Annotated in this window: 1 pseudogene; it reads left to right on the top strand. The window is 51.3% G+C overall.

What is annotated here, in order from left to right:
* Window positions 1-495 (top strand): annotated as a pseudogene (locus tag OCV77_RS16340) (ABC transporter permease); the annotation flags it as partial.

The raw sequence follows: 495 nt of genomic DNA, 5'->3' as shown, positions 1-495 counted from the left end.
CAAGCTGCAAGTGTTCGACGGAGATATTTCTCCCATGTTGGAGCCGGACAATAACGCCATTGCCATTGCGGTTTCCTTAGATGACTACGGTAATCTGCCCAATCTTGAATACTACCCCAAGGTGGGAGACACGATCACCGTTACCTATGCGGACGATGTGAAATATATCGACAGCCGCACCGGGGAACTCCGCACCGAAGATACACCGGAGTACTTTCAGGCAAAATTGTATGGAGCCAGAGATGTAGAGTACACGGTCTGCGCCTTGGTAGAACTTCCGAATTCCATGAGTTATCGTTATGGTGGTATTGGATATGACGTAGTTTTGTCTGTGGACACCGCACAGAGGGACAGCGGTGGTGCAGCCATTCCGATGCTCTACCTGTTCGACACAGCGGACGAAGTTGACGAGGCCGAAGCAGAGCAATATCTATCGAAGCTCACTGCCGGTGAGTTTTCGCCCTTGATGTATGAAAGCAAGGCCACGGCTCGCTC

Source organism: Suilimivivens aceti (assembly GCF_025567405.1).
Taxonomy (GTDB): domain Bacteria; phylum Bacillota; class Clostridia; order Lachnospirales; family Lachnospiraceae; genus Suilimivivens; species Suilimivivens aceti.
Note: the sequence above shows the minus strand (reverse complement) of the source record. Positions and strands in the feature narration are given on the sequence as shown.